At 44.0% G+C, this 26176-nt stretch carries 24 protein-coding genes and 1 pseudogene; 9 read left to right on the top strand and 16 right to left on the bottom strand.

Annotation, left to right across the window (positions count from 1 at the left end; translation table 11 throughout):
* Positions 1-21: 21 nt before the first annotated feature.
* The 4 genes from ACHHV8_RS00255 to ACHHV8_RS00240 are packed head-to-tail and all read right to left on the bottom strand — an operon-like array spanning position 22 to position 3866.
* Positions 22-795, bottom strand: a complete 774-nt coding sequence (locus tag ACHHV8_RS00255) for an ABC transporter permease (RefSeq protein ID WP_395155714.1) — start codon at positions 793-795, stop codon at positions 22-24.
* Positions 796-811: 16 nt separating this feature from the next.
* On the bottom strand, positions 812-1759 hold the full coding sequence (locus tag ACHHV8_RS00250; RefSeq protein ID WP_395155712.1) for a GDP-mannose 4,6-dehydratase: 948 nt from the start codon (positions 1757-1759) through the stop codon (positions 812-814).
* Positions 1760-1761: 2 nt separating this feature from the next.
* Positions 1762-2733: a GDP-mannose 4,6-dehydratase gene (gmd, locus tag ACHHV8_RS00245; RefSeq protein ID WP_395155710.1), complete on the bottom strand. Its 972-nt coding sequence runs from the start codon at positions 2731-2733 to the stop codon at positions 1762-1764.
* A 56-nt stretch (positions 2734-2789) separates the two neighbouring features.
* A complete protein-coding gene (locus tag ACHHV8_RS00240) occupies positions 2790-3866 on the bottom strand; it encodes a mannose-1-phosphate guanylyltransferase (RefSeq protein ID WP_395155708.1) in 1077 nt (358 codons plus the stop codon).
* A gap of 352 nt (positions 3867-4218) precedes the next feature.
* Here ACHHV8_RS00240 and ACHHV8_RS00235 point away from each other — a divergent pair.
* From ACHHV8_RS00235 to ACHHV8_RS00210, 6 genes and pseudogenes are all read left to right on the top strand, one after another.
* A pseudogene (locus tag ACHHV8_RS00235) lies at positions 4219-5658 on the top strand (sugar transferase).
* Between the two features lie 2 nt (positions 5659-5660).
* Positions 5661-6806 carry a glycosyltransferase family 4 protein gene (locus ACHHV8_RS00230; protein WP_395155706.1) on the top strand — a complete coding sequence of 382 codons (1146 nt, stop codon included), beginning with the start codon at positions 5661-5663 and terminating at the stop codon, positions 6804-6806.
* Positions 6807-6837: 31 nt separating this feature from the next.
* Positions 6838-7944: a glycosyltransferase gene (locus ACHHV8_RS00225; protein ID WP_395155704.1), complete on the top strand. Its 1107-nt coding sequence runs from the start codon at positions 6838-6840 to the stop codon at positions 7942-7944.
* A complete protein-coding gene (locus ACHHV8_RS00220; protein ID WP_395155702.1) occupies positions 7937-10378 on the top strand; it encodes an O-antigen ligase family protein in 2442 nt (813 codons plus the stop codon). Before ACHHV8_RS00225 ends, ACHHV8_RS00220 begins: the two co-directional genes overlap by 8 nt.
* 173 nt (positions 10379-10551) lie before the next feature.
* Entirely contained in the window at positions 10552-12174 is a 1623-nt protein-coding gene (locus tag ACHHV8_RS00215; RefSeq protein ID WP_395155700.1) for an S-layer homology domain-containing protein, read from the top strand.
* 189 nt (positions 12175-12363) lie between these two features.
* The gene (locus ACHHV8_RS00210) at positions 12364-13119 is read left to right on the top strand and encodes an S-layer homology domain-containing protein (RefSeq protein ID WP_395155698.1); all 756 of its coding nucleotides are present in this window, start codon (positions 12364-12366) and stop codon (positions 13117-13119) included.
* A gap of 73 nt (positions 13120-13192) precedes the next feature.
* On the opposite strand, the gene ACHHV8_RS00205 is transcribed toward ACHHV8_RS00210, so the two are convergent.
* The 3 genes from ACHHV8_RS00205 to ACHHV8_RS00195 are packed head-to-tail and all read right to left on the bottom strand — an operon-like array spanning position 13193 to position 18253.
* Complete coding sequence (locus tag ACHHV8_RS00205; RefSeq protein ID WP_395155696.1) at positions 13193-13453, bottom strand: hypothetical protein; 261 nt, start codon at positions 13451-13453, stop codon at positions 13193-13195.
* 13 nt (positions 13454-13466) lie between these two features.
* Entirely contained in the window at positions 13467-16532 is a 3066-nt protein-coding gene (locus tag ACHHV8_RS00200) for a DEAD/DEAH box helicase (protein WP_395155694.1), read from the bottom strand.
* Positions 16529-18253: an SWIM zinc finger family protein gene (locus ACHHV8_RS00195; RefSeq protein WP_395155692.1), complete on the bottom strand. Its 1725-nt coding sequence runs from the start codon at positions 18251-18253 to the stop codon at positions 16529-16531. Before ACHHV8_RS00195 ends, ACHHV8_RS00200 begins: the two co-directional genes overlap by 4 nt.
* 462 nt (positions 18254-18715) lie before the next feature.
* Between ACHHV8_RS00195 and ACHHV8_RS00190 the strand changes: the two genes are divergently transcribed.
* Positions 18716-18949: a hypothetical protein gene (locus ACHHV8_RS00190; RefSeq protein ID WP_395155690.1), complete on the top strand. Its 234-nt coding sequence runs from the start codon at positions 18716-18718 to the stop codon at positions 18947-18949.
* The gene (locus ACHHV8_RS00185; RefSeq protein WP_395163384.1) at positions 18946-19350 is read left to right on the top strand and encodes a type II toxin-antitoxin system VapC family toxin; all 405 of its coding nucleotides are present in this window, start codon (positions 18946-18948) and stop codon (positions 19348-19350) included. The genes ACHHV8_RS00190 and ACHHV8_RS00185 overlap by 4 nt, the downstream gene beginning before the upstream one ends.
* Positions 19351-19551: 201 nt before the next feature.
* Here ACHHV8_RS00185 and ACHHV8_RS00180 read toward each other — a convergent pair whose 3' ends face one another.
* From ACHHV8_RS00180 to ACHHV8_RS00150, 7 genes are all read right to left on the bottom strand, one after another.
* Positions 19552-19800 carry a hypothetical protein gene (locus tag ACHHV8_RS00180; RefSeq protein ID WP_395155688.1) on the bottom strand — a complete coding sequence of 83 codons (249 nt, stop codon included), beginning with the start codon at positions 19798-19800 and terminating at the stop codon, positions 19552-19554.
* Between the two features lie 640 nt (positions 19801-20440).
* Positions 20441-20938, bottom strand: coding sequence for a hypothetical protein (locus tag ACHHV8_RS00175; protein WP_395155686.1), 498 nt, complete (start codon positions 20936-20938; stop codon positions 20441-20443).
* Positions 20939-20950: 12 nt separating this feature from the next.
* A complete protein-coding gene (locus ACHHV8_RS00170; protein WP_395155684.1) occupies positions 20951-21511 on the bottom strand; it encodes a replication-relaxation family protein in 561 nt (186 codons plus the stop codon).
* Positions 21492-22814: an FtsK/SpoIIIE domain-containing protein gene (locus ACHHV8_RS00165; RefSeq protein ID WP_395155682.1), complete on the bottom strand. Its 1323-nt coding sequence runs from the start codon at positions 22812-22814 to the stop codon at positions 21492-21494. The genes ACHHV8_RS00170 and ACHHV8_RS00165 overlap by 20 nt, the downstream gene beginning before the upstream one ends.
* A gap of 165 nt (positions 22815-22979) precedes the next feature.
* Positions 22980-23270 carry a hypothetical protein gene (locus ACHHV8_RS00160; RefSeq protein ID WP_395155680.1) on the bottom strand — a complete coding sequence of 97 codons (291 nt, stop codon included), beginning with the start codon at positions 23268-23270 and terminating at the stop codon, positions 22980-22982.
* 651 nt (positions 23271-23921) lie between these two features.
* Positions 23922-24293: a YolD-like family protein gene (locus ACHHV8_RS00155; protein WP_395155678.1), complete on the bottom strand. Its 372-nt coding sequence runs from the start codon at positions 24291-24293 to the stop codon at positions 23922-23924.
* On the bottom strand, positions 24290-24481 hold the full coding sequence (locus ACHHV8_RS00150; RefSeq protein ID WP_395155676.1) for a hypothetical protein: 192 nt from the start codon (positions 24479-24481) through the stop codon (positions 24290-24292). Before ACHHV8_RS00150 ends, ACHHV8_RS00155 begins: the two co-directional genes overlap by 4 nt.
* 140 nt (positions 24482-24621) lie before the next feature.
* On the opposite strand from ACHHV8_RS00150, the gene ACHHV8_RS00145 reads away from it, so the two are divergent.
* The gene (locus tag ACHHV8_RS00145; protein WP_395155674.1) at positions 24622-24969 is read left to right on the top strand and encodes a hypothetical protein; all 348 of its coding nucleotides are present in this window, start codon (positions 24622-24624) and stop codon (positions 24967-24969) included.
* 55 nt (positions 24970-25024) lie between these two features.
* Here ACHHV8_RS00145 and ACHHV8_RS00140 read toward each other — a convergent pair whose 3' ends face one another.
* Positions 25025-25822, bottom strand: coding sequence for a DUF1906 domain-containing protein (locus ACHHV8_RS00140; RefSeq protein WP_395155672.1), 798 nt, complete (start codon positions 25820-25822; stop codon positions 25025-25027).
* Entirely contained in the window at positions 25815-26054 is a 240-nt protein-coding gene (locus ACHHV8_RS00135; RefSeq protein ID WP_395155670.1) for a hypothetical protein, read from the bottom strand. Before ACHHV8_RS00135 ends, ACHHV8_RS00140 begins: the two co-directional genes overlap by 8 nt.
* Between the last annotated feature and the right edge of the window lie 122 nt (positions 26055-26176).

The raw sequence follows: 26176 nt of genomic DNA, 5'->3' as shown, positions 1-26176 counted from the left end.
TAAAGACACCAACCTTTGTTGTTAGATCAAATCGGACACTTCACGCGCAAGTTTTCTATAAAATAAAGTACCTATAATAATTGTAAAAACAGTAATTAAAAGAGGCACAGTAAATTCGCTAAAAAGTAAAGTTTTATTAAAAACAATATCTTGAAATATATTCATGAAATAATATAAGGGATTCCACTCTATTAAAAACTGGTACTCGGCTGGAATTATGTCTTTTACATAAACAATAGGTGTAAACCAAAACCATAGCGGAAGAATAATAGAGAATATCTGAGATAAATCACGGAAATAAATTGTTGTTACACAAAGAGCTAAGCCAATCCCAAGAGCAAATGACTGAAGCAGAATAAGTAGAGGGAAAACTAAAATATAACTTAAAGATATAGGATGACCGATTACTAACAAGACAATAAATAACAATACATAATTTATAAATAATTCAATTAATGAAGAGCAAATTATCGCAAGTAATAAGATCACCTTAGGAAAATAAACCTTTTTGACAATATTAGAATTCTCTATAAATACATTTTGAAGCCTTGTAAGAGAATTATTAAAAATCGTCCAAGCTAAAATACCTGAACTTAAATATATACTGTAGTCAAATGTTCCTGTCATTTGGGGTAGTCGCGCCATCATTAATTTCGAAAAAATCAAAGTGTAAATTAATATATAACAAATAGGCATTAATACATTCCACAATATCCCCAAATGGGAACTGGCATACTTGCTTTTAAAATCTTTAATTGTTAAATCTCTTAATAGACCTGCATATTTTGTACCCATTGGACCACCAAATCCCTTATAATTTGAGAAGATCTCTAAAGTAGTTCATCGTATCCAACAGTGTGTCATCAATAGACCACTCCGGACTCCATTCAGTATGTTCAATTAACTTACTGTTATCACCAAAATATTCTGGTATATCATTTGGTCTAAAAAGTTTACTATCAACTTCATAAGAAATCTTTGCAGTAGAAAAGGAAATAAGTTTTTCCAGCAAAGATATTATACGTATAGGTGAACCAGAACAAATATTATAGATTTGGCCTCTTCTCCCTTTTTCAGCTGCCAATAAGTAACCCTTTACGATATCCCTAACATCTGAAAAATCCCTTTGAGACGATAAATTTCCTACTTTTAATTCAGGATTTCTTCGTCCAGCCTCGATTTGGATAATTTGATTTGCGAAATCAGGAACAACAAACCCTAGTTTCTGACCAGGTCCAATATGATTAAAAGGGCGCATGTGGATAATATCTAAATCATACTCAGTTACATATTGTTGTATTAATTTAGAAACTGCAGCTTTAGATTTCCCGTATGGATTTTGTGGAAATAAGTCATATGTTTCTTTAATAGGCATCTTCCAATCACGATTATATCCATATTCCTCAGAAGAGCCAATATTGATAATTCGAGTGGAAGACTTCAATTCAATTATTGCTTCAATAAGATTTTTAGTTTTTGTAACATTAATAAAGTTCGTCTCTTCAGGGTTTTCCCAAGATTTCGGAACATTACTTTGTGCCATTAAATGAAAAATAAAATTTGGTTTCAATCTTATAAGCAGCTTTTTTATTTCATCTTTATCGTTAAATGATAGGTTAAACTGTGAATCTGAATATGGCATTTCTTCAATAAATGGTTGTCTAGAAGTACCATAAACATTATGACCGTTCATTTTTAGTAATAATCCCAAATGTTTACCTACAAATCCATTAATTCCAGTTATAAGGGATACTTTCATGATTACACCTTGTATTTAGAGTTTTTTCTCAAATCACTCTCAACCATCATGGTAACCAATTGTTCAAAGCCAACTTCCAACTTCCAGTCTAATTTTTCTTTTGCTTTTGTACAATCTCCCAACAGTAGATCTACTTCTGCAGGACGAACAAATTTCGGATCAATTACCACATGATCTTGCCATTTCAAACCTACATGCCCAAATGCTATCTCAACAAGTTCCTGAACGGTATGCATTTCACCCGTAGAAATGACATAATCATCAGCTTGATCCTGCTGCAGCATGAGATACATAGCCTTCACATAGTCTCCTGCAAAGCCCCAATCTCTCTTGGCATCCAAGTTCCCCATGCGAAGTTCTTTTTGCAGACCTAATTTTATTCGAGCAGCGGCATCCGTTACTTTACGGGTCACAAATTCGACGCCGCGGCGAGGAGATTCATGATTAAAAAGAATACCGGAGCAAGCAAACATATCGAAGCTTTCACGATAGTTTACAGTAATCCAGTGGCCGTATACTTTTGCAACACCATATGGACTTCTTGGGTAAAATGGCGTTGTCTCCCGTTGTGGTGTTTCCACAACTTTACCGAACATTTCGCTGCTAGACGCCTGATAAAACCTTGCCTCTGGTTTAATGAGCCTAACGGCTTCCAACATGTTGGTTACGCCTACTCCAGTAACTTCTCCCGTCACTACAGGCTGGCCCCAGGAAGTCCCTACAAAAGATTGAGCAGCCAAGTTGTAAACTTCATCCGGATTAGAGGCGCGAACTGCTTGAATCAATGAACCTTGGTCTAAAAGATCCCCTTCAAGAAACTCAATTTCGTTCTTTATATGATCAATATTCTCCAGGATAGGGACGCTCGTTCTTCTTCTTAAGCCAAAGACTTTATATCCCTTAGAGAGTAACAGCTCAGCTAAATAAGAGCCGTCTTGTCCCGTAATTCCTGTAATTAAAGCAGACTTCGTCATTTGAATAAGTTCTCCTTTGTCCAAGACATTTTTTTAAAAAATTTGAATTTGTATTATTACAAATATTGATCAAGTTTTTGCATACGAAGTTCCTTAAGCAGCAACTTAACCTCCTGGGCTTTTTCTTTAGTACAAATTAGCGTTACATCTTCGGTATCAACAATAATTAAATCCTCGACTCCTAGCGTAGCTATCAGTTTGCCGTTGCTTTCAATAATGCAACGTTTAGTATCCAGATTTAAAATATTCCCCTTAATGACATTTCCATGTTCATCCCGTTCATTAATCCTGTCAAGAGCAGTCCAACTGCCCACATCGTCCCATCCGAAAATACAAGGAATAACATAGATATTATTTACTTTTTCCATAATCCCATAATCAATAGATTGATCTGGCATCTTATAAAATTCCGAACGTATTACTTCGTTTCGGTCTGAAAACTTGAATGCTTCTTTCATGGACTCAAGCACATCATACATTTCCGGCATTAATTCCTTAATATATTGACGAATAACTGCCGTTTTCCAGATAAAGATGCCGCTATTCCAGAAGAAATTACCTGAGTCCAGATACATCTGCGCAGTTTCAAGGCTAGGCTTCTCAACAAATTTATTGACTTTGTGTACTTCTAAATCATTAACAATAGAGACCTGCTTGGTACTTTCGATGTACCCATAGCCTGTTTCAGGATAAGTAGGTTTTATACCGAGTGTAACTAGGTTATTATTTTCATTAGAAACATCAGCTGCCGTTTGTAGAATATGAACAAAACCTTCTTCATTTTCTATAATATGATCTGAAGGTAATACTACCATTGTACTGTCAGGAAATTTTTCTTCAATTATTAATGAGGCAAGGCCAACACAGGGTGCTGTATTTCTGCCTACAGGTTCAATAATAATATTTTCTACCGGTAAGCTAGGTAGCTGCGCCCTGATCAATTCAGCATAAAGCTCATTTGTTACTATAAATACTTGTGAAATATCAATAAGTTGCTCTAATCTAGCTATTGTTTGTTGAATCATAGATTTATTCCCAGATATATTCAAGAATTGCTTTGGGAGATGAGTTCGGCTTTTGGGCCAGAAACGTTCGCCTTTCCCGCCAGCCATGATCACTGCGGTAATCGTCATGTCTTTCCCTCCAGTATCGACGTAAAACGAGCTATTTTAAACAACTATAACATTATAGCCTAACAAAAAGCGACAAAGCAACGATTGCTGGAATTATTTGTTTCTTTCGCTACATTCTTAGTATAATAGACTCATATGTTCATTTTTCCGAAGGCCTACTAAATTAATTTTCATGTTATCAAGTGTCCAAATAAATAGCTAGACTAACAAATTGCCAATATCTAAAGTTGCTTTCCTCTATATATTCAGAATAAAATTAGTATAACAAGTCGAATTTTCGGAGGTACGTTCCGTGGAATACCCGTTTGCGACAACAAAATCAAAAAAAAGTCATTACATTCCTACAATTGAGATGAATAGACAATTAGAGACAAAAAAAAATTATTCGGTTGCATTAGCCATACTTTTTTTTGTTATCGAAGCATCTATAATTTGCTTGATTTATTTCTATTTATACGAATTTCGAATTGAACAAGAATTTGATAGAAATATTACAATTTGGAATTTACAGTCTCCGCGTTTTATAAATTACTTGGCTTTTTTTGTAATATCATCCCTAGTTTATTCTGTATTTGTTTATCGTTATAAACTGTACCAATTTCGTTCTGGTTCAGGGCTTACAGAAGAATTATACAAAGTAATAAAGGCGTACTCATTCTCCATGCTAATCACTATTGGCGTCAGTTTTTTACTGAAATTCACCGATTTCTCTAGGATTGTTATTGTTAGTTACTGGATATTAGCTATTATCTCCACAGGAGTGATCCGGGGATTAAAGCGTGTAACGTACATTCAACTTGCTCAAAAAGGCATTGTCAGCAAAAATGTTGTCATTGTAGGAGCCGGTAAATTCGGCAAATCTCTAATGGAAGAGTTGTCCAACTACAAATATCTTGGTTATCGAATCGTGGGTTTCGTCGATGATAACGAACAAGAGGATTGTGACAACCAGAAATATTTAGGCCCAATATCCAGTTTGAATCAATTAATTAATAAACACTTGGTTGAAGAAATCATTATTACCATTCCATCCGAACGGGATTTAGTTAATAAAATTATTACAGACCTAAGGAAGTTGGATATTAATATTAAAATTGTCCCCGATTTTTATAATCTTGTTATGAGTACAGTTCAAATAGGCAATATTAATGCTTTACCCGTCGTTACTTTGGTTAAAACCCCCATGCGGGGTGTCGGGTTAGCTCTGAAAAGAATGATAGATATGATCGCCGCCGCTATATTAATACTTATCATTTCGCCCATTTTCCTGTTAACTGCACTTGCGATCAAAATGGACTCCAAAGGTGGGATCATTTACAAGCAAGAGCGTATTGGAAGAAACGGGAAGCCGTTTTATATGCTAAAATTCAGATCTATGGTTACTGATGCAGATAAACTTCTGAATGATCTTCAGAACAAGAACGAGGTTGACGGTCTTGCTTTTAAAATGAAGGATGACCCTCGCATAACAAAAGTCGGGCGGTTTATCCGTAAATACTCCATAGACGAGCTCCCGCAACTGTTTAATGTTCTCATTGGAAACATGAGTCTTGTATGACCAAGACCCCCTCTTCCATATGAAGTCGAACGCTATGGGGATTGGGAATGGAGACGTCTTGAGGTTCTTCCTGGTATTACCGGTTTATGGCAAGTTAGTGGGAGAAGTGACCTATCTTTTCAGCAATGGATGAATCTTGATATTTATTATATTGAGAACTGGAGTATCGCTCTTGATATTAAAATTTTATTAAAAACACTTCCTGTGGTGATAAAAGGGGAAGGAGCTTACTAATCTTGAACGTTTTTTTGGATGCCCAGCCCCTATTAGGACCTAGATCCGGGATTGCACGTTATGTTGAATGTCTGGCAAAACAATTCGCGTCCCAAGCCGATATGAATGTAAGTTTAGCATTTAACCGTATTGCCAAATCTATTCGGGAAAATCATGTCATCTCTATGGAGCGTGATTTTCATCTGCATTTAATCAATAACATGTATCCTTATAAAGTAATCCGCAGGCTGCTTAAACCTAATATGTTTTACCATTTCCCTTATGACTTGATGAGCGGTAAAAAAGTGGATATTTTCCACGGAACAAATTTTACTTATACACCTGTCTTAAAAGGAAAACATGTCATTACTATTCATGATCTGGCCTACATGCATTATCCAGAAGCGACAAGCGAACGGATATTAAAGCATCACAGCAAATGGGTTCCCTATAGTGCACAGAAGTGTGATTATATTATTGCCGATTCTATTCAAACAAAAAGGGATATTGAAGAACTACTTCGCATTCCCGAGAGCAAAATTAGCGTTGTCCCCTTAGCAGCGGACGAACATTTCCGATATATTGACAATTGCCCTGATATTTTAAAAAAGTATGACTTGCCTTCCAAATATGTTTTATTTGTAGGTACTCTCGAGCCAAGGAAAAATTTAATTGGTTTATTAAAATCTTTTTTATTATTAAAGAATCAGTATGATATTGAAGAAAAGTTAGTTATTGTAGGGGCTCGGGGCTGGAAGTTTACCCCGATTTTTGATTGGGTCAAGGAGAATCAATTGGAGAACGAAGTTGTTTTCACAGGATTTATAGATGACACCGACCTTCCTGCCATCTATAGTGCAGCTACACTGTTTGTTATGCCGTCGATTTATGAGGGTTTTGGGTTGCCATTGTTGGAAGCTATGCAATGTGGCACACCTGTGATTGGGTCTAACGTTTCGTCGATTCCCGAAATTATTGAGAACGCAGGCATATTAATCGCCCCGGATGATTATTCCTCCTGGGCTGAGGCTATTTATACCGTCATTTCGAATACCTCACTAAGGGCCACCTATTCACAATTGGGGTTAGAGCGGTCCAAACAGTTTACTTGGAGTCAAACTGCAGAACTGACCAGAAAAATATACACGCATGTATTGGGTAAAATGTGATCAATTGTTTAAACAGAGAAGAGGAATCTTTATGAGAATCGCTATTATACATGACTACTTGAATCAGTACGGCGGGGCTGAACGGGTTCTCGAATGCTTCATGGATCTATTCCCGGAAGCCCCTGTATTCACCATGCTGACCGACTTATCCAAGATGCCGAAACGTTTTGAGCAAGCTGATATTCGAAATTCATTCATTCATAATCTGCCCTTTGCTAAAAAGCATTATAAAAAAATGTTGTCCTTATTTCCTATTGCTGTAGAGCAATTCGATCTGCGTGAATTCGACGTCATTCTAAGCAGTTCAAGTGCGTTTGCCAAGGGAGTTATTACAAACCCTAACCAACTGCACATCTGCTATTGTTATACTCCTATGCGATATGTGTGGGACCTGTACCACCAGTATATTAAAGAGGATGTCACGAATCCGCTCTTTCGTATGGCGCTTCCGTTTGTTCTTCACAAGATACGCTCATGGGATCAGCTTACGGCTCAGCGGGTCGACCATTTTATAGCAGACTCCAAAAGTATTTCTAAACGGATTAGCAAATATTATGGAAGAGATTCGCAGGTCATTTATCCACCGGTTAGCTTTGATAAATTTAAACAATCAGAACGCATTGAAGACTTTTTTCTCATTGTTTCGAGAATGATTCCATACAAGCGAATCGATCTGGCTATCGAAGCATTTAATCATTTAAAGAAACCCTTAGTTATTATAGGTGATGGTTATGATAGAAACCGGCTGCAATCTTTGGCTGGGCCAACTATAACCTTTTTGGGAAGACAACCCGATGATGTTATTGTGGACTATTATTCCAGGTGTAAAGGATTCATTCTTGCTGGCGAAGAGGATTTTGGTATCACTCCATTGGAAGCACAAGCAAGCGGACGGCCGGTGATTGCTTATGGCAAAGGCGGCGCCTTGGAAACTGTCATTCACAAAGAGACAGGTGTGTTCTTTAATGAGTCCACTGTAGAAAGCTTACTTCAGGCTGTTCAACAATTTGATTCCCTTTCATTCGATCCTGTTAGAATTCGTGAACATGCAAAAAGCTTTGATGAGATTCGGTTTAAGGAAGAAATACTTGATTTCGTTCAAAGTGCAATTAAACAAAAGGAGTTTGGTCATGTATAAAAAGAATCTTGTCAAAGAAGAAAAAACATCCCTGCTTTATTGGCTGCTTACCTGTTTTGTAGTCTTATTCTTGTTTTGGGCTCCCTTTCAAAAAGGACTTTTTAACGGGTTTACCGCCGATTTTGAACGTCCGATTTACAGCGCAACCTTGTGGGGGTTTATTGCTCTTATAGCAGCTTCTATTTACTTCTTCTACAACTGGAAATTGAAAGATCATAGAGATATATTGAGCATTGTTGTTTGGCTTCTGCCCCTGACTTACTTATTATCTAAGCTCAATGAAGCATCCCGATATTATGCAACCAACATGGTTTATATTCAAATGCTCTATGCAATTTTCTTTATTTTGGGTATTTATTTATGCAAAAGCGCTATCGGAAACCGTATCCTTACATATAGCATCATGGCTTCCGGCTATGTCGTGGTATGGTTTGGACTGATAAACTGGGTAGGCTACAAACAATTTGCAGGAAACTTGGTGAAATGGTTTGTTGATTTAGGCGATCCATCAGGCTATCGAGATGCCGTCATGTCAGCGAGTAACGAACTGCGTCTTACCGCTACTTTCCAATATGCCAATTCCTACGCTGCTTTGCTGATTGCTCTTTTATTTGGAGCAGCTTACTTGCTTGTCAATAGCCGTAAAGCTGCTGCTATCGCTGTAAATGGCTTTATGCTGGTGCCAATTATCGTTTCATTTTTCCTCACGCTTTCCCGCGGCGCCATCGTATTATTGCCGGTAGTACTGCTGCTAATTTTGCCTTTTATGAAGCTTACAAAACAAATATTTATGCTGTTATATCTGGTTATTGCTTCTGTAATTTCCGTTTTAATTCTTAGTAAGATTACTGCAATCGGAGAGCAGTTTTATTTGCATCAAAGCTTAGCTCAAGCATCTACAGGTATTTGGATTCTTTTGGGGGCGTCCCTAGGCTGTGCACTCTTGCTTTGGCTGTTTCAGAAGTTCGTATATCCTACAGTCGAACGAATTGTTGAATCAAAAATACGAATAAAATATGCGAATATTTTATTGCCCGCCGTTGCCTTGGTAGTTGGCGGATTGGGAGTTCTACTGTTATTTGGTAACATAGGAGTTACAAACTTATTGCCGGACTACATCAAACAGCGTATTGAAAGTATCAACTTTAATACACATAGTGTTATCGAGCGGGGATTATTTTATAAGGACGCTGTTAAGCTGTTTGAAGATTATCCTCTTCTCGGGGCTGGCGGCGGAGCATGGGCTGCGTTATACGAGAAATATCAAAGCTACTCATATACAAGTCGTCAGGCACATAATTTCTTTATGCAGTATCTAGTTGAGACAGGCATTGTCGGTATTGTTGTTTTGATTGGATTCCTTCTCTATAACTTTATTCTTTATATCCGTAACTGCATTAAAAATTCGGAAAAAGAACTTGATCGACATGTTTTCTTTGTTATTGCGCTATCTTTGTTAATTCACAGTACGATTGACTTTGACTTGAGTTTTGTCTTTTTAGGGATATTGGTATTCTTATGTTTGGGCGCCATGGTATCCAATATTAGTCTGAGCGGACCCAAGTTTATCAAAGAAGGTTCTCTACCTTATATTAACAAATCTTATCCCGCTGCTTTGTTGCTGCTCTCAGTTATTATGTTCTTCCTGTCGGCTCAGAGCTTGAATGCAAACAGCTTATTTCAATCAGCCCGTGCTGCAGCGTCTGGACAAAAATCGGTAAACGAAATCTTCACTCCTTTAAATAAAGCCTTAAGTATTAAAGAAAATCATCCAGATTATCTCGCCTTTGAAAATAGTATTTTACTACAAGGATACCAGCAAACAAAAAATGAACAATTTTTTACTCAACTGATGAATCAAATTAATCAGTCAAAAGCAGATGAGCCGCATAACCGCTACTTAGTAGATCAAGAAATACAAGCTTATTTATTAAAGAACCAGCTTTCTCAGGCTTTGAATGTGGTTAAGACACAGATCGACAATTATCCTTGGGATATTGATATGTATGAAAAGCGCATTAATTTTGATTTTGCTTTAGCTGAGCAGGCCAGGATTAATAAAGATCAATCTCTCATGAAGCAATATTGGGATGATGCTTACGCTGTACACAATATGGTTCTTAGCAAAGTAGAGGAGCTTGGTAAGTTACCAAAAGAGCTGGTTATCGTTAAACCTTTTAATGTGACTAATACTATGGCACTGGATTTGAGCAAAATGGAATTCATCAGCGGAAAATATGCTTCAACGGAAAATTACTTAAAGCCATTTATTTCTGACCAATTCGACGATGAGACCAATCAAGAAATAGCCCGTTGGTACCTCGCCGCGCTTCAAAAGCAAAATAAAAACGATCAAGTGCTTTACGACAAACTAATTTCCAAGGAACCCAATGAAAGGGATGAAATAAATAAATTAGTTAGTGCAACTTTTTAATCCCAGCTGCGTTTAATATATGGAAAACATCATACCCAAAGCCTACCATTACTGTAATGGTTTGGCTTTGGGTTGTGTTTTTCAATTCAAGCCATTAGAAGGAGGTGAGAGGAGAAATGGCGACTTTGCAATCCCCAAATAATAGAGATAGAAGAACTAGGAGGGCAACACTGGTGCAAAAACATGCTTTGTTAAAAAAAGTATCTGCAATGCTGTCATTAATGCTTATTATTGCTGTTATGGTTCCTGTATTGGCATTTGCTAATAGAGAGGCTAACATCGGATTCTCAAGTCTTACATACAAAAGTGGAACTGTCTCTGGAGTCGTATACTCTAATGTGTACGCCGAGGATGCTGTTAGCGATGCTGTATATGTAAATGTATACGATACGAATAAAAACCCGCTTACAACAGTTAAAGCGACTTATTCGTCTTTCAACGGTGAGTTTTATTACTACAATTTCACGAAAGATGTGTCTAATGCTTATAACTATCTTAATGTGAGTGGAAATGTGTACCTTGATGGTAAATCAGTGGTAGAAAGTTCTGTATACCAAGTCGTATACAATACATCTTCCAGAGATAATCACCACAGCAGTAGCGGTAGCGGCCCTGGTGGCGGATTTATTTCCACTGACGGAACGGTTTCCGTGAATAGTGACGGTACTGTCGACGCCTATGGGCTCTCGAATGCTTTGGCTAACAACGATACCGTAACCTTGAAACTATCCGGTGATTTCGCCTTGATCCCTGCTTCCGCACTGGAAGATGCTGTGGATGCAGGTAAAACGATTATCATTGTAAACGATAATGGTTCCCTGACTCTTCCATTGTCCTTACTGGATCTGGAAGCTTTGGCTAAAGCACTCGATGTAAGCGTTCAAGACCTCAAAATCAAAGTATCCATTGCCAAAGTATCTGACGATACAGCAAATGCAATTAAAACAGCCGTTGAAGCTCTAGGCGCAGCTCAAGCAGCAAGCTCCGTAGACTTTAACGTAGAAGCAGTAGGAAAAGACAATCAATCGACAGCGAGCAGCTTTGGCTCCACCTATGTTGCTCGCACATTGAAAGTGACCGGTTCCGTCGATACAAGCAAGACAACCGGCGTACTGTACAATCCTGCAACGAAGCAGCTCAGCTTCGTACCATCCACTTTCTCCACTGTGGACGGCGAAACAGTAGCGACTTTGAAGCGTAACGGCAGCAGCATCTATACCGTTGTTACTTCCAGTAAAAGCTTTGCCGACGTAGCTTCCCATTGGTCTAAAGCCGATGTTGAGCTGTTGGCTAACAAACTGGTTGTAGACGGCGTTACGGATACGACTTTCCAGCCGGATCGCAATATTACCCGTGCTGAATTCGCAGCTTTGGTTGTTCGCGCTCTTGGATTGTCTTCCGTATCGGGCACTAACAACTTTAAAGATGTAAGCTCCAGCGCTTGGTATGCCAATGTCGTGGCTACCGCTGTAAAGGCTGGAATCATTGACGGTTACGAAGATAACACCTTCCGTCCGGACAACCAAATTACTCGTGAAGAATTGGCTGCCATGACGATTCGTGCATTGAACTATGCAAATGTAGCTACCAATGTTTCGAATCCAGACAGCGTTCTGAGCAAGTTCAAAGACTCCAAAGACATCGTTTGGGCTCAAAAGGAAATCGCTGCTGCGATTAACGCTGGTTTGATTAACGGGATGACGGATGACACCATCGGTTCTGCCGGTCAAGCAACCCGTGCACAATCCGCAACGATTCTGAAACGTCTGTTGAGCACAGCACGTTTCATTAACTAGTTACTGCTCTTAAAGGATCCGATACTTAAAGTATCGGGTCCCTTTTTCTTTTCAGGGAGCCTATCTTATGGATACTACTATTTGCCACTCCTTTTTTTCATAGAATAGCTATCCTAAATAGAAAAAAGATGGTACATTTATATGCGTAATTTATTTGATTTTATAATTATTTAAGGAGTGAAACTCGCAGTGAAGTCATCTTTTTTCAAAAAAACGGCTCAACTGGTTGTAACGATGATGCTAGTTACTGCATTGGTACCTGTTCTTGCATTTGCAGACACAGCTTCCACCGATGCGGAAACCACAGCTGCTACAACTACGGATAGTGTTTACACAGACGTGGACACTACAACAACAGACAGCGTATATTCAAACGTATATTCTTTTGAAGATTTGTCCGATCACTGGGCAAAATCCGATGTAGAGTACCTGGTTAGCAAAAACATTATTAACGGAGTTAGCGAAACGTCCTTCGCTCCTGAGCGTGACATTACTCGTGCGGAATTTGCCGCTCTGGTGGTGCGTGCACTTGGTTTAACCAATGCTGAAGCTCCAGCAAGTACTTTCACAGACGTTCCTTCTGACGCGTGGTATGCAAGCACTGTAGCTGCTGCTTCTAATGCAGGCATTATCAATGGCTACGACGATGAGACTTTCCGTCCGGATGCTAAAATTACCCGTGAGGAACTCGCAGCTATCGTTATCCGTGCTTTGGACCACTCGGATATTGCTACGAATGTTTCCGATCCGGAAGAAGCGTTGAAAAATTATACGGATGCTGATCAAATCATCTGGGCACAAAAAGAACTGGCTGCAGCAATCAACACTGGGTTGATTTCCGGTATGACAGAAGATACACTGGCTCCTGAAGCTCAAGCAACGAGAGCGCAAGCTGCCGTTGTCTTGAAACGTGTTTTTGATATCCTTAGCCAAATTCAGAAATAACTGAACGGCTAAAAAGCCCTGTACTTTTTTAACTCATCACGAGTGAAAAGGTACAGGGCTTTTTTTACTTACATCATCGTCCTGCTTCCTTATGAATAGCCGAGTAAAGCTTCAACCATGGCCTCGACGCACCTTGAAGCTCAGGATTTTGTTCCAGCTCAGCGGGCACTACAAGCTCCGGTTCGGCGGCTTTAGACTTCCGCGCTGTGCGTGCTTTTGGCTTCCTTACAGGCTTGTCTGCTCCGTCAGGAGCTTCCTCACTCTTTTGCTCGTCCGAAGCTCGTGGCCCGTCGTCTGCCAACGCTTCTTCTTCTTTATCTAAACGCTGCTTCACTAGAATCCTCGCCTCACTTTCCCATCCATTCTTTTCTCAAGGCAAATAGGTCCTTCAGCTCGCTCGTGGACATTTCCGTCACCCAGTTCTCGCCTGCCCCAACAATTTGGTCGCTGAGCCCCTGCTTGCGCTCGATCATTTCATCGATTCGCTCCTCCAGCGTACCCAGAGCCACAAATTTATGCACCTGCACATCCTTCGTCTGCCCGATGCGGAACGCCCGGTCGGTCGCCTGGTTTTCTACGGCCGGGTTCCACCAGCGATCGAAATGAAACACGTGGTTGGCCGCAACCAGATTCAAGCCGGTGCCCCCCGCCTTCAAAGACAAAATAAATATGCCGCACCGCCCCTCTGCTGACAAGGTCGCATCTTGGAAGCGAGCAACCATTTCATCCCGCTTCACCTTAGGTATGCCTCCATGCAAAAACTGTACGCGTTCTCCGCGCTCCTGTTCAAGAATCCGCTGAAGCATATGTCCCATTTCAACAAATTGGGTGAAGATCAGACAATTGTCGCCTTCCGTCCTCAGCTCATCGATCATTTCCAGCAGCCTGAGCATTTTGAGTGAGCGCTCCTTAGTGCCTCCGTCGATAGCTTGTTCCTTCAACAGCAGTGCAGGGTGGTTGCAAATTTGCTTCAGCTTCGTCAAGGTGGAGAGGATCAATCCCTTTTTCTCCATGCCGGTCAGATTATCGACTTTCTCCATCAAGCTCTGTACTACATTCTCGTACAAAGCTCCCTGCTCCGGAGTTAAAGCCACATAGGCTTTCATCTCGTTCTTCTCCGGAAGGTCCAGCTGAATGGCGGGATCCTTCTTTTCTCTGCGCAGTAAAAAGGGCCGAACCAGCTTTTGCAGCTGTAGAATCTTATCTTCATCGCGGGTCTTCTCAACCGGATTGACATACTGGTAATTAAACTGCCGCTGCGTGCCCAAATAGCCTGGATTGATGAAATCAAAGATCGACCACAGCTCGTTCAGACGATTCTCAATCGGCGTGCCGGTCAAAGCGATACAGTGATTTCCCTGCAGCCGCCGCACAGCAGTGGACTGCTTGGTATAAGCATTTTTAATATTTTGCGCTTCATCGATGCCGATCACATCCCATTGGATGCCGGACAGCTCCTCCTCGTCCATCTGAGCGAGAGGATAGGAAGTGAGCACGAGATCGGCCGACGCCACTTGTGTCTTGAAAGCTTCCTGTTTGGCCCGCTGCGGACCATAGTGGAGGTAGACGTTCAAGGAAGGCGCAAAACGGGCCAACTCCTTCTGCCAGTTCCCCAGCACCGAAGTTGGACAAATGAGCAGTGCAGGGGCAGCCTCTGAATCCCTTGCACTTGTTACAGCGCTGTGGGACGACGCATCCTCCGCTTCTTCCTTCACTTTACGGGCCCCCTTGTTCTTACGTTGCAATGCCTCTCTCGTATGCAGCAGGTAGCTGATAAACTGCACTGTCTTCCCCAGACCCATATCGTCTGCCAGGCAGCAGCCAAGTCCAAGCGAACGCATAAACAGCAGCCACGAGAAGCCGTCCTGCTGGTAGCTCCTAAGCTCAGCTTGCAAAGCCGAGGATGGCTTTACGATAGGGATGCGCTGCATCTGCTGAAGCTGGAGCATCAGCTTTTGTAAATGGCGGTTCAGCTCGATGTGGATCTGCAGCCGCTCCGCTTCCCGCTCGCCCTCCTCACCGGATGTATTCGCTCCGTTTCCGTCATCCGGACCCAGCAGATGCAGCTCCAGCACATCGCGGAAGGATAAACCCCGCCGCTTCTCCACCTGCTTCATCGTCAGCCGGACCTGCTCCAGAAAGGCAGGATCCAACTGAACCCATCTGCCGCGGATAAACATGAGCCGTTTTTTCTCAGCGGCCATTTGCATAAATTCCGCCTCGGTCAAATCGATGCCGCCAACCGCTACCTTCCAGTCGAAATCGATCAGCTGTCCAAGCCCAACCAAAGAATTCTCACCAGAGCCGCCGCCTGTCGGACCGGATTTTACCTGCGCCTTCAGCTTAGGCTTGGATCGGCTCAGCTCTTCCCACCAGGATGGGAGCCAAATGGAAAATCCCGCCTGCAGCAGCTTGAGGCTGCTTTCCTCCATAAACTGCCACGCCTGATCGTCCGTCAGCTCGGTTAGCAGCCGGTCCGGCCTCCGCTCATCCCGCAGCATAGGGACAATACGCAGCCAGGCTTCCATATCCTTCTCCAGCTTACCCGCCAAATGATCCAGCCAGTGGGCTGGAAGCATGGATGGCTTAAGCCGCGGCCCAAGCTCGCGCAGCAGGCCAGGGTCTTGTTTGTCCTGCGCGATCACTTTGAGACGCCAATTATCTTCATCCTCCAGGTCCAAGTCGGGATCTTGACCCGCCATCGGCTCCACCAGCTGAAGACAAAGCCGGAACGGGCTGCTATCCTGCTTCCACCCTATCGCCAGCAGCCAGTCCTCTTCACTCATCCATTCCAGGTCCGCATTCTCACTGCTGTCGATTGCCGCTTCCCGGTTGGAAGGCGGCTGCTCCTGTTTCGTAAGCGTGAGCCGTAAAATCCCGTATTCCTTGCGTAACTGTTCCCACGCTTGTTCCGGCTCTCCGCCCCGCCCCAATAATTCCTGCATGGCCTGCTGGAACCAGGTTTCCGCATAGTCGAGTCCAAGCTCTGAAGCCTCTTGACACAGATGCATATATACCTGTCTTTCCTCCGCTGGCAGCAGCAGCTTCCAGCCCCAGGCTCCTTGCCTCCACGCTTCGTAGGAGGGCATATACCAGCCGCGCTCCATCGCCTGCTTAAATAGCGCAGCAAGCCTGCGAAGCAGCGCGGCTTCCGGACTCCACACAATCGTGCCGTGAATGGCCGGCGAGTCAGAACCTAAATAATGCAGCGCCATATAAGGCGACAGCAGCCACCCATCCTCCTGCTCCACCAAGGTTGTGCCATAATGAGACGGCGCATGCCAAGTGAACAGGCGTATTTTTAAAAGGTGCGAGTGGACCTCGCTCTGTTCTTCACCATGCCCCCTCACCCAAAAGACTCCGTCTTCTTTCCGTTCTACATGTACGAATAACGTTTGCAATATATCGATCATAACAGCTTTCCTTTCCGCAGCTCTTCCTGAAAAGCACGGTACCGGGAATACTGCTTGCTGATCTGTTCCACGTACCGCTCCCACTGCTCGGTTTCCTTCAACCGCTTGTACAGCGCCCCCAGCTTCTTTAGCAAGCGCACTGCCGACTTGTAGGAAGCGCGGTTTTTCTCCATTACGTAGCGCTCCACCGCCAAATGATACAAGGGCAGCAACAATCTTCCATCTTCCGCCTCCACTTGCTTAAGCTCCGCTGCGCTGAAATGCGTCGGAGAACGCATGAAGAGAACGTTCAAGTCGACCCATTCCCGGTACTGCTGCTGCTGAAATAACATCCTCGAATAAAAAAGATAGCTGTCCGGCAGCATCGAACAAATGACATGTCTCCATTCGTCTTCCAGATCGAGGTATTTGGCTGCTTCCTGCCAATACTGAAAATAGGTCTCCATCAAGGCGGAGCCGCCATTTTTAACGGCCGGGACGAGCCACTGCAGCCATTCCACCAGACGGTCCCAATCCCGTTCGACAGCAAAGCCTTCCAGAAGCGAGAATATCAATCCCGTACCTCTGGAACTCAGCTCCTGCACAAGCCATGCTCGGGCCTGCCGGTCATTTCTTTCCATAATATCGAAGAACGCCCTGCTAATAACCAATGCATCTCTTTGCGAAGGGAACAACCGCTGGTTGGCCAAATTCTCATCCAGCCGGCGTCGTTCCCGCTCCAACAGGGCAGGCTCAAACAACAGCGTCCGCCACAGCAGAGTGAATACGTCGTCCCATGGCATAGAAGAGCGCTGCTCCGGAAAAGCATGCGCGCTCAAATAATCTGCCGTTTCCTGCACAAGCCTCGGATGCTGCCCGCGAGCTTCGAGAGGATCTACTCTGCCGACCATATCGGCCATCACCACATAACATTGCTCGGCTATATCCGTGAAGGTCTGGGTATAGGCGAACAACCGATAGTAATGCTGCTTCATCATTTCCGCTTTAAGCTCATCCGTCCGCTTCATCAGAAACAAAATAATATGGATGCCATAAATAAGCCGCACGGCATTCCCCCACCCGGAGGCAAAAGGAAGAAACCGCTCCATCGCCTGATGAAACAGCTCCTCCATCTCCCGCCCGTTCTCATAGATGGAGAATCGTTCATACTGTTTTTCAAAATATCGATGCCAATCCGCAGCGGTTCCGTTCTCCTTGGGAACAGCCGGGCTGATCGATTTCTTGGGAAAAGCAAGCAAGGATTTCCCCCTGCCGGCAATCTCCGTGCTGTTTCTCCTGCCTTGCCCTGAAGAACCCCCTGTCAGGATGGGGCTCTCTTCAATATCCAAGTCTAGATTCAGTTGTACTCCGTTAAAATCCGGCACCTTCTCTTCCTTCAATGCCCCTGAGGACACTGGCTCCGACAGCAGCTTCAACGTTGGAGATAACAGCTGCTTCGCCTGAAGCCCCGCCCTATAGGCCGTCTCGTACAGCAAGGCTGCCATATGCTTGCAATAGCCATCCACCGGACAGTTGCACCGGCTGTTGCGGAATTGTTTTAAATCGAGCTGCACAAAATAAGGCACCGAGCCATGAACGATGGCTTTCACTGTCGTTTCATTGATAGCCTGAAATTGCTCAATCGTGTCATCTTTATAATATAGCCAGCCTCTCTTGAGAACCGGTTGCGTAAAATAGGGGCGTAATTGCTGGATAAGTCCTTGATACGTCAGGCTGATCATGTAATGCCTCCATGAAAAATAGTCATATTTTCATTATAGCATATGAGGCTACTCTGAAAATGATAGACAGACAAAGAAGCCTCTCGAACAAGTTCATCAAGAACTTGCCCGAGAGGCTTCTTCCTTATAAAAACCGGTTAGGCTGGGGAGCCTTACATCATGCCGCCCATGAGACAAAAGCTTTTTCATGGGTTTATTGAGTATTTTGGTGGACTATTTGTCCGGTTTTCTTAAAAGTTTGGTTCGATAACTCCGTGTGAATATGATGCATGCGTAGGATTCGTGGGCAAGTGGTGGGCACTAACATTAATCCCAATCGTACATGAAAGGCACACGATAATCGCTCGTTCTGTGCGCCGCGGCCGTATCCATTCATTCCATTATCGGGTATAATTGTTTATAAGTAAAGATCGCAGAAGCGAACCGATTTAGCAACATATTTTGATAAAGGAGTGGTTCTCCATGTCAATGGTACGCAAACTCCATCCTCATATAGCAAAAGACTTACGGGAGTTTTTATCTGAAAACAATATTTCCACCAAAAAGCTTGTCATAGACCTTGAAGCAGAAACCATCGAGGACTATGATGATTACTCCGTCGATGACATTTTAAGTGTGGCTGGAATCCTGAAGCCCGGCGAAGCGCAACAATTATTAGATCACATTCAGGAGTCACGGGAGGATTGGGGAAAGTGACCCATAACCACTCCGGATATTTATTCGATTCGAACATCGTCATCGCCATTCTAGACAACGATCATTCGGCTGTTAACTTAGTACGACAGGCCCAAGAAGAAAAACGGCGAATATTCTTTTCGACGATTACCGAATGTGAAGTACTGAGCGGTGTCAGGCACAATCAGTTCTTAATCGCAGAAAGGTTATTCTCACCTCGGCATATGATACATGTCGATTCCAATGTCTCAAGAAAAGCAGCTTCCATGCAAAGCGAGCAGAGAAGCAAGGGACGGAAAATAAAAACTCCTGATGCGCTCATTATTGCAACTGCCTTAACAGCTAATTTGATGCTGGTTTCTCGCGATTCAGACATGAACTTTGTTACGAATGAGTATGGGATGACTTTATTGAAAATATAGGGTTACTGTGCTGAAAACAGACAAAGGATACACTGAAGTTAATGCGTTCTCCAAAGTAAGTACGGAAAACGCATTAACTTCATCCAGGTTTTACTTCTCATCAGTTATACATAAAATTTTTGAAGCCCTTCTAAGTTGGTCCTCTCGTCGTAATCATATACGATACCTACACTATACTGTCCTAGCATTTTAGGACAGTACTTATATTTCTACAATGAAGTATCTCCTATCATCCAATAACCTCCAATTAATTTGATGCACCCCAGCAACATCAATAAAATCGCTATTCTTTAGTTGTCCTGTCGGCTTATAAATCCTTCCCTGAACTACCTTGCTTCCTCTAAAGTAATCATATATGCCCGAATTGTCCTTACCTTCGTAAAATGGACGATCCCTTACCAGAGCTACGGAAAATGTTTTTGTAAATCCCTGCTCCTTTAGTTGTTCCATAAATTTAATATCCTTTACGAATGAATACAATTGCTCAGGATACTGACCATTCGTTGGATATTTTAATTCGACAGCATGTCTATTCTCGCCACCTACGATACTTATATCGATTTCCTTTTTTACTGTATTGCCAATTCCAAAGTAGGAAACATTCCGTTCAAATTGTACTTTATATTGCGTAAAGTCATCCGTAAGAAAATTCCTAATTCGTGCTGAAAGCTAAACTCATTATACACCTCAATATTATGAGCAGTTATGTATTCAAAAAATTGCTCAAGATGCTTAATCTCCAAAGCAAGACCCCTCCCTTTCTTAAAAAAACAAAAGACACCTTAGAGGATTTCTCATCACTCTAAAGTGTCTTCATTTTACACGATGTGGGCAAAATGTGGGCTAACCAGGTTTCTCCGAAGAGAAACCGTTGCCCCACAAGGCTTTGAGGCCTTGTTTACATCATGCCGCCCATTTATTAATTACTCTCGCTTGCTTTCGCAGACATTCGTCAACCAATATAAACGCCTTTATAATAGAAGAAACAGTAATTTGTTTTCCGTCTTGTTTCATTTCAAAACGGAATTTTTGTGATTTTTTAGTGATTATTTTTCAAATCGACCAAAGACTTTCTTATAATAAAATTTTGCTACGATACAGTCTGCCCGACACCAACAAGAAGGTTGAGAAACATCGGCGAGAGCTGCACGAGAATATACCCGATCGCTGAATTTTGCAGCATCTGCATGCCCCGCTCCCGATTGCCTATCATGATAAAAAGGCAGCCTCCGGCGATCATCACCCCGGCTATCGGATATGAAAGGGATATGGCCAGATCAATCAGCGGATCAAAAGCATGCAGTATCCGTTCCTTCACCGCGGCAGGGACGGCAGCCGCTATCATTACGGGAGCCGGCGCAGGCTCCTCTAATCCATGGGCAGACACGTTACCATATGGTATGAAGCTTGAAGCAAACACGACAGGTACAGTGTACCCCAACATTGACTTGAGGCCCCGCTCCCATCTCCGCAATTTCTCCCGGTCTGAGCCGGATGCTACCTCCTCACCGATCACCGATCCTCCTGCAAGCTGCAGCTCCTTTTGTCTTGCCCCATCCCAGCACCTTGATTTGATCGTTATCTGCATCCTGATCCCCTCCTATCGTATGTCTGCCCAGGTGTAAATCAATGTGTCCAGCCCGTTGCACAGCTCCGCGAGTTGCCTTTTACGGCTCTCTGTTCTCGTCACCCATACGAGCTTGGGGAAGTACCGTAGTCTTTCCTGGAACGACCCAGTATCCCGCAGCCGCTTGTATCGCTCAATTTTGTCCCGATTCTTCTGCATGTGCTGCAGGTGGTCAACCTCAAGGAAGTGCCGGCGCAGCTGATAACTAAAGTAGGCATCGGGGGTCAATCGCACAATATCGCCAACGCTTACCTTGACTTCGTTCTTCCACTCCTCGGGGCGCAAATGGATGTAAACGTCCGCTCTCATTAAATAGTGATTAACCTGGGCCATCTTCTGGCGGACTAACTCGCAGCCAATCTGTTCCCGGCCGGCTTTGCTGAGATAAAAAATACTTTCGCCCGTCTCCCCCCGAAAGCTGGAGACTAAGCTGCCCATATTGCTCAGTACGCGCCGGGCATTACGCTCCCCGCCAAGATCATGGAGCCGCTGGATCTGGCTCCGGCTCAAATAATCAAGTCTCTTCAATGACAAGAGTATTGCTTCTTCCCTGCAGAGTTTCAGCTGTTGAACCCGATTCATTCTTCGGCCTCTCCTTCCGGGGTTTTATAGTAATGTGTGGCCGTATTGTCCGGTCGATAAAATCGTTTTCGATAAACGGGGTCTGTACAATCACCTTACGATCCGTCCGGTAAATGGCCCGGCCCTTTATAAACGGCAGGCTCTCTGCTCCGGACTCGTCAAGCACGACTTGGCTGGCCGTACCGGTCTGCAGCCGGAAGCAGAGCCGAGCGTCACAGTTTTGCTTAACCTGGCGAGGTAGCGTGTCTGCAGTAGGATATTGCGTAGCAAAGATTAACCGGTACCCTAACCCGCCGCCGATCCGAGCGATTTCCGATATAATCTTTTCACATTCGACCTTTACCTTTTTGACGTCCTTATCTGGCTCTCCCTGGCTGGCGAGTTCTGCTGCTTCGTCGATAATGATAAAGTGTCGCTGCTTCTGCCCCGCTTCCCGTATGTCTTCAAATCCTTTGTCGAGATACTCCGCCTGCCGACGCTTCATCTCCTCTTGAATTGCCTGTAGTGCCTCCAACGCTTCGAACGAGTCCTTGGCGACCGTCCGGACCTGTCGGGTGTTGGAGAAGCGGTTGAACGCGAGACCACCTTTTAAATCGATCAGGGTCAGCACGACATGCTCGGTATGGTTGTGGATTAAGGTAGTTACTGTGTTTTTCAAAAATACGGACTTGCCGTACCGCGTAGTGCCGGCTACAACCATATGTGGGATCCGCTCGAAGTCATGCCGGACTGACTCGGTACGTGACTCTCCCAGGCTTACCGTCCAGCCGGATGAACAGGATTGCAGCGTGCTGTTATTGAATGGCACCATTTCCGGAAGTGGCTCCCGGTAAACATTTATTCGAAGCGTACCGTCATAATCGAGCGTGATTTCCTTCCGTTGCTTTGTCCCCGAGAATATTTTCTTTATTTGTTCCAGCAGATCGGCCCGCAGCTGCAGCCTCTTGAAATCATCAAACGTTACATCGAGCAGCCCGCGCTTATGATTCAAACCGTCTTCAAGATGCCGCTGCTTCTTTTGCGCATCTTCGAAGGACAAACCCAATGGCAGCTTGTAAACGTATTCCGTGCCCCACGGATGCCGCCGTTTCCGAAGCAAATGAATAGTCATCGTCTTGCTGCCATCCTTGATAGTCAACCCGCAGTTAGCCGCGATCCGCTGTATTTTGCTCCCCTCGTTTGCTCCTTGCTTATCTAAAATCGTCCACCCCAATACGCCGGCCATAACAGCACTACTTACGATTTCAACCAACACAACAGCGCCACCCCTTTCCATTGAGTATCCGATAGGATAGTTCCCCCGTTGCGGAATATTCCGAACCCGCTGTTTTCCCTGTTCTGACGCCGTTCGGAATATTCCGCGGACATTGCCGCGTCGGCATTCCTCCCGGAAGATAGGATCGGAATAACACCCGGAAGCTTATCGGGGCTTGTTCTGCCGTCCAGGTACGTAGATAGTCGGCTTGTTTACTGGGGCAGCTCCTTGCCCGGGGTCGATCGACATCGCCGGATCATCCGGACGAACTGGGAACTGCGGGAGACTCAATGGGCGCTCCTGAAACTCAATCGTGCGCGTTGTACGTATCCCGAGCATTAATCTTAGTCCGTCCCGGCAGAGTGCCTTCAATGCTCGCTTGTCGAGCTTCTCGACGGCTTTGATAAGATCCGCATCTAAGTCTTTCCGAAGCCGGAAAGATATCGGTGTTTTCATTCTGTGCACCTCCTGTAAACCGTTGTATACCTCAAGTCTACGGAGTATCGATTGTCCAAAATGCACGGTTTTTTGAATATTTTTTTCATAGATTGTCCAAATTGGTAATAGAAAGGGGTTTTATTTCTATGTATGGACTAGGAAAAAAGAGGACATTGCTTGGTAAATATATTGATTCTAAAGGGATAAGCCAAGGTGATTTAGCGAAGGCTTCAGGTCGAAGTCGAAACACGATCGCTGATCTTTGTGATGGTAGTAAAGGAGTGAGGGCCGGAGCCTCTACTCAAATCGCAATCGTTGGGGCTCTTAGGAGAATGGGGCGAAATGTTACGCCCGAGGATTTTTGGCCAAATTAAAAAGACTCTTGAGGCAAGCTCATGAGTCTAATTCATGAATGGGGAGTTTTTTGTAGATGCAGCTGGTTTTGGATCGAATTTATAAAGCGGCTGTCTTTCCCATCCCTCAATTATAACTATCTTGTCGGGTTGAGAACGATCCCACTCGATGTACTCCTCATCGTTTAAAACGGTCAATACCTTATATACACCATCTCTGTCTCGGCCAGTCTTTACCTCTAAATCCTGTATAGTCGGGGGTCCATCCCATCTAATTGTGAAATTATAAAGTATCCTCAGCATCTTTCGCTCAATGTCAGAAAGGATAGTAATCATCCCCTAACTCTACACCGATTACATCAGAAAACTCTACGAGATGCCAATCATGTTTCGGATCTTCAACCTCAATTTTTATAAGACGCAGCCGCGGATCAAGACCGGTCACATTTCCTGTTATTACTTGATCATCAAGTTCCCCATAAACCGTGATTGTTACTTCGATTGTGTTCGCTTTAGCCACCTGCAATCGACCGAACATTTCTCCCATCTCTTCCTCCGAGAATTCCGGCTTAAACCTTTTTACTGATTGCTTCGCTTGATGTATACTTGCTTCCTTGTGCTGAGGCAGAATCATACGACTTGATTCCCAAAACATATTTGAACCTGGCGTCAACTTATTCGGCTTCATGATGCTCTCCCAACCGGCTGTACGGCCAAAATATTCTCAATCCGGAATAAGCGCGGCGCGTTTCGCTGGAAACATCGGGCTTTGACGGTGCCGTTCCCTACGGAGTTGACCTTAATCAGACGTTGCGTGATCTGGCCATCGCCGCCCAGGTAGATGATTTCAATGGTTTTACCAATGTACTTTTCCATCTGTTCGCCTCCAAACAAGAACCTATGTTCTTATTATATGCGAACATAGGTTCCTATTTCAAGCAAGAAATTTATGGAAATAGTCCATTAGTCGTGGTAGAATGTTGGTATTATAAGGCTGAAGAGGAGACCGGTATTCTATGGGAGCAAAAAACAAGGTAATCGCGGGGGACTACGAGGGGAAGATGGTTACACAAGCCCTCGGAATAGTAACAATAACTACAGGTTTTCTTAAAAAAATCATTGTAGACAAAACGACGGTAGATTCTTATGAAGTTATGAACGAAGAGCATCGAAAAAGCGCAGTTAGCGCAGTCGGAAGAGGTCTTGTTGGGGGTTTTTTACTTGGCCCTGTGGGGCTACTTGCTGGTCTATCGGCAAAAACAAAGGGTACCCACGTTGTAGCAATCCAGTTTAAGGATGGGAAAAAGAGCCTGCTTGAAATTGACGAGAAGGTATATAAGGCACTATTAAAACAATGCTTCTAAGCTTTGATGCTAATAAAAGTAAGCCCTCAATCCGAAAGGAAAGAGGGCTTATTTTTTACTCTTCATCCAGGCCGGCAGCCTTGCGGAGTTTGTTGGCTAACCAGTTATAGTATTGCTTTTGCTCTTCTAATTTTGCCGCTGCTGCTGCATCGCCATCAACTTCTACAACTTGCTGTGCCCTATCTGCATCGTCCCATGCCGGACCGATCCATGTATTAATAATCGTCTGAGCGACCCCGGCATCAAGCGTCGTTTGCTGTGTTATGGCCATCCCTATTCGCCACCCTCCCGCATCTCCATTGGATTCATCCCGGTCTATGCCTATCCCATTCACGACAATGTCATTCTCATATTGATAAATGTTAGGATCGTTCAGCTTGGTTCCCCGGCTCCAGGCATAGGTCTGCCACACCTTACTTACTACGCCGCGGTCGTGCATCGCCTTGCAGATCTCATACTCACCGTACACGCCAAGCTCATATCCGCTGATCTCTGCGTCAAACGCTCGCAGGTATGCTTCGACGGCGTCGTAATGCGAAGCGTTGACGTCCGTGTCCACCGCGGCGTAAATCACGCTGCCCTCCGGCTGACCGACCTCCCGCGCATACTGCAGGGCGAGTTTACCATCCTCTGCCCCCTGCGCTGCGCCGGCAAGAGCGTTGGCCGCGCCGCGCTCAAACACCGACACGATCCACATGCCCGCGTCCGTGATTGCCTGCGCCTCGGCTGCCGTCAGGCGCTTCCTGGACCCCGGAGGAGCGAGATATCGGCAGACAAAGGTAAATCCATCAGCTGCAAACTCCCGGGCCTTGTCCGTAGTGAGCGGCGTTGAGCAATCAAATCCTTTAGACATTCATCCCGCCTCCGTTTTTATTTTTGACATAGCTATAGGCGCCGCTGGCTGTAAGACCGATCACAGAGATTGTTGTAACTTTATTCTGGATATCATTCGGTACCAATACAAAAACAGCCGCGATCGCAATAGCAATCAGCGGGCTGTATTTGGGGTTAACTCCGAGCGTTTTAATCACGCCCACATAGGCCGCAACAATCGTGGCTAACTGCAGAATCATTTCATCTTGCATGATTTATTCCTCCCTGTCATGTCTCGGCGCTATATCAAGCCGATCCATTCGTTTATGTGCTTGCTTAGCAGATTCTTCTACTCGGGTCACTCGTTCAGCCAATTCGTCAATTCGCTTTCCTT

Origin of the sequence: Paenibacillus sp. TAB_01 (assembly GCF_043945595.1) — a bacterium.
In the GTDB taxonomy this organism is placed as follows: Bacteria; Bacillota; Bacilli; order Paenibacillales; family NBRC-103111; genus Paenibacillus_S.
The sequence above is the reverse complement of the archived record's forward strand: the minus strand, read 5'-3'. Positions and strand labels throughout refer to the sequence as shown.